Consider the following 4,270-nt stretch of genomic DNA (forward strand, 5'->3'; position numbering starts at 1 on the left):
CGAGTGGTTTGCTCGGGTGGAGCCTCGCCCAACCCCCCCAACTCAATCGAGCCCAGCTCGCACCCCAACCCCCCCCCCCCCCCCCCCCCCCTGTCCCCTCGTTTCCCCCCCAACAACCCCCCCCCCCCCCCCCCCCCCCCCCCCCCCCCCCCCCCCACCCCTTGGGTGCGTGCGGGCGGTCCCGTACGTCACACCCCCGCCGTCTCGCTGCGCGACACCGGGGCGTCGGCGGCGGGAGCGGCGGCCGGGGCGGCGGACTTGTCGCCCTTCATCACGAGCAGGGTGATCACCGCGCCGGCGGCGGCGATGACCGCGGCGCCGACGAAGGCGGCGCTGAACCCGTCGGTGAGGGCGGGCAGGTTGCCCAGCTCACCGGCGCCCTGGGTGGTGGCGAGCGCCGTCAGCGCGGCCAGGCCGAGGGCGGAGCCCACGTTGTAGGTGGTGTTGACGATGCCGGAGGCGAGGCCGGCCTGCTCCTGCGGGGCGCCGGACATCGCGGCGATCATCGCCGGGATGTAGGCGAGCGCCATGCCGAGCGCGGCGACGAGCGAGGCGGGCAGGACGTCGACGAGGAAGGTGCCGGTCGGCTCGACGGCGGCCAGCCAGACCAGCCCGGCGGCGAGGGCGAGCAGACCGGTGACGATCAGCGGCTTGGCGCCGAAGCGGCCCATGAGGCGGGCGGTGATGGCCGTCATGAAGATCATCAGCAGCACCGTCATGGGGAGCAGCGCCGCGCCGGAGGCGAAGGCGCCGTAGTTCAGCACCTGCTGGAGGTACAGGTTGAGGAAGTACCACATCGGGATCCAGGCGGCGCCGAGCAGCGTCATCGCGAGGTTGGCCGAGCCCAGGCGCGGGATCCGCCACACGCTGAGCGGCATGAGCGGCTCGCGGACGGTCTTCTGGACCACGAAGAAGAGGACGAGCAGGACGGCCGCACCGATCAGCTCCAGCACGGTGGCGGTGGCGCCCCAGCCGACCTCGGGGGCCCGGACGACGGCGAACACGGCGAGCGCGAGCCCGGCGGTGACGGCGACGGCGCCGAGGACGTCCACGGAACCGCGGCGGGACTGGACGGCCGGCAGCAGTTTGGTCGCGGCGAGGGTCGCGACGCCGATCGGGACGTAGATGATGAAGACCCACGGCCAGCTCACCCATTCGGTGAACACGCCGCCGAGGAACACGCCCGCCGTACCGCCGGCGGGGGCGGCGGCGCCGTAGAGGGCCATCGCCTTGCCGAGCTCCTTGGGGTTGTGCCCGAAGAGCATCATCAGCAGCGTCATGGCCGAGGGCGCGATCAGGGCGCCGCCGACTCCCTGGACGGCCCGGCCGGCGATCTCCACCGAGGCGCTCTGCGCGGCGGCGGCGAGCACCGACCCCACGATCATGACCACCCAGCCGGTGGCGAAGATCTTGCGGGCGCCGAACAGGTCGGAGAGCCGCCCGCCGAGCAGCAGTAACCCGCCGAAGACGATGACGTAGGCGTTGAACACCCACTGGAGCTCGCCCTGGGAGAAGCCCAGGTCCTTCTGCATCTCGGGGAGCGCGACCCCGATGATCGAGGTGTCCATGATGACCATGAACTGAGCGGCGGCAAGCACGCCAAGTGCCCACCAGCGCCGGGGATTGACGGTTGACATTGCCCTGACCCTCCTCTGCCATATACCCCTGGGGGGTACCTTCGCGTAGCAACGTAGCATACCCATGGGGGGTATGTAAGAGCGGTGTCGGAACGCGCGCGGACCGCGGCCCGCGCATACGGAAGGCCCCGCCCCGGCCGAAGCCGGGACGGGGCCCCGGAGAGGGGTACCGCGCGTACCGCGGGGTACTGGGGGGTGTCCGGCGGGTCAGGGCCGGACAACCCCCTAGCGGGCCGTCAGGGTCGCGGCCACCGCCGCGGGGACGGGGGCCAGGCCCGCCGGGCGGCTGGTGAAGCCGCCCCGGCCCTGGGTGCGGCCGCGCAGCCGGGACGCGTACCCGAACAGCTCGGCCAGCGGCACCGTCGCCGTGACCACCGTGGTCCCCGCCTGCCCGGCCGAGCCCGTGACCCGGCCGCGGCGGGCGGCGAGGTCCCCGAGGACCGCGCCCACACCGTCGTCCGGAACGGTCACGGTGACCTCCGCGACCGGCTCCAGCAGCTCCACCGCGCAGCCGCGCAGGGCGTCGCGCAGCGCGAACCGGCCCGCCGCGCGGAACGCCATCTCCGAGGAGTCCTTGGAGTGGGTCGCCCCGTCGGTCAGGACCACCCGCAGACCCGTCACCGGGTGCCCGCCGAGCGGCCCCTCGGCGAGGGCGTCACGGCAGCCGGCCTCCACGGCCCGCGCGTACTCCTGCGGCACCCGGCCGCCCGTGACCGCCGAGCGGAACTCGAAACCGGGCTCCGCCAGCGGCTCCACGTCGAGCACGACGTGCGCGAACTGGCCGGCGCCGCCGTCCTGTTTGACGTGCCGGTACACGAAACCGGTCACCCCGCGCACGACGGTCTCCCGGTAGGAGACCCGCGGCCGGCCCACGACGACCTCCACTCCGTGGAGACGGCGCACCTTCTCCACCGCCACCTCCAGATGCAGCTCTCCCAGCCCCGACAGCACGGTCTGCCCGGTCTCCGCGTCGGTCCGCACCACCAGGGAGGGGTCCTCCTCGGCGAGCCGGGCCAGCGCGGAGGCGAGCCGCCCGGTGTCCGTACCGCGGCCCGCCTCGACCGCGACCGACACCACCGGGTCCGCCACCACGGGCGGTTCGAGCAGCAGGGGCGCCTCCGGCGCGCACAGGCTGGTCCCCGCCCGCGCCGACTTCAGCCCGACGACGGCGACGATGTCACCGGCCACCGCCTCCTCCCGTTCCTCGTGCCGGTCGGCCTGCACCCGCAGGATCCGCCCGACGCGTTCCGTCCTGCCCGTGGCCGGATCCAGTACGGAGTCCCCCTTGCGCAGGGTGCCCGAGTAGACCCGCAGGTAGGTGAGCCGGCCGGTCGCCGTCGCCGTCACCTTGAAGGCGAGCGCGGCCAGCGGCTCCGCCGGGTCGGCGGCCCGTTCCCGCACCGGCGGCATGTCGCCCGGCGCGGGCAGGTACGCCACCACGGCGTCGAGCAGCGGCTCGATGCCCCGGTTGCGGTACGCCGAACCGCACAGCACGACGACGCCGTCCCCGGCGAGGGTCAGCTCGCGCAGGGCACGGACCAGCGTCCGCTCGCTCAGCCCGGCGCCGGCGCAGAACTCCTCCAGGGCGTCCGCGTGGCGCTCGGCCACCGTCTCCTCCAGCAGCCGGCGCCTGCGGCGGGCCTCCTCCAGCAGCGGCCCGGGAACCGGCAGCGTCTCGTACGAGCCGTCGCCGGCGCTCCACAGCAGCGCGCGCATCCGCAGCAGGTCGACGACGCCGGTGAAGCCGTCCTCCCGTCCGACCGGCAGCTGCACGACCAGGGGGACGGCGCCGAGCCGCTCCCGGATGGAGGCGACGGCCTCGTCGAGGTTCGCGCCCGCCCGGTCCAGCTTGTTGACGAACGCGATCCTCGGCACACCGTGCCGGTCCGCCTGCCGCCACACGGACTCGCTCTGCGGCTCGACTCCGGCGACGGCGTCGAAGACCGCGACCGCCCCGTCGAGCACCCGCAGGGAGCGCTCGACCTCGTCGGCGAAGTCCACGTGCCCCGGCGTGTCGATCAGGTTGACCCGGTGCCCGTCCCAGGCGCAGCTCACGGCCGCCGCGAAGATGGTGATGCCGCGGTCGCGTTCCTGGGGGTCGTAGTCGGTGACGGTGGTGCCGTCGTGGACCTCGCCCCGCTTGTGGATGGCGCCGGTGGCGAAGAGGATCCGCTCGGTGACGGTGGTCTTGCCTGCGTCGACGTGGGCGAGGATGCCGAGGTTGCGTACGGCGGTGGTGGTGGGGCTGGTGTGACGGTGGTCGGTGCGCATGGCCCGGGCCTTTCGATGCCTGGGGTGGGAAGAGGGCAGCGCGATTCCCGGGACGCCGATCCGGCCCGCGGCACGGCCACGGAAACGTTCTTGAGGATCGGTCAGGGGTGCGTCACGGGCGTACGGTGACAGCCGCGCGGCTGTTACCGCGCGCTGCGGGACACCGGGATCACGTCGTACCGGCAGGGGGGAACGACGGCGGCGGTGCGGTTGGTACGCATGGCCCGGTTCCCCTTCTCTTCGCTCGGCATCGGCAGGCACCGCCCTGGCGGCGGGGGGGGGGGGGGGGGGGGGGGGGGGGGGGGGGGGGGGGGGGGGGGGGGGGGGGGGGGGGGGGGGGGGGGGGGGGGGGGGGGGGGGGG

At 74.5% G+C, this 4,270-nt stretch carries 2 protein-coding genes; both read right to left on the reverse strand.

Going from position 1 to position 4,270, the window contains the following annotated elements; translation table 11 throughout:
* Window positions 1–188: 188 nt before the first annotated feature.
* Complete coding sequence (locus ACZ7IF_RS38955; RefSeq protein WP_470981742.1) at window positions 189–1,637, reverse strand: MFS transporter; 1,449 nt, start codon at window positions 1,635–1,637, stop codon at window positions 189–191.
* A 225-nt stretch (window positions 1,638–1,862) separates the two neighbouring features.
* Window positions 1,863–3,908, reverse strand: a complete 2,046-nt coding sequence (fusA, locus tag ACZ7IF_RS38960) for an elongation factor G (RefSeq protein WP_470981744.1) — start codon at window positions 3,906–3,908, stop codon at window positions 1,863–1,865.
* Window positions 3,909–4,270: the final 362 nt, after the last annotated feature.

This window comes from Streptomyces sp. NPDC037421 (assembly GCF_055602105.1).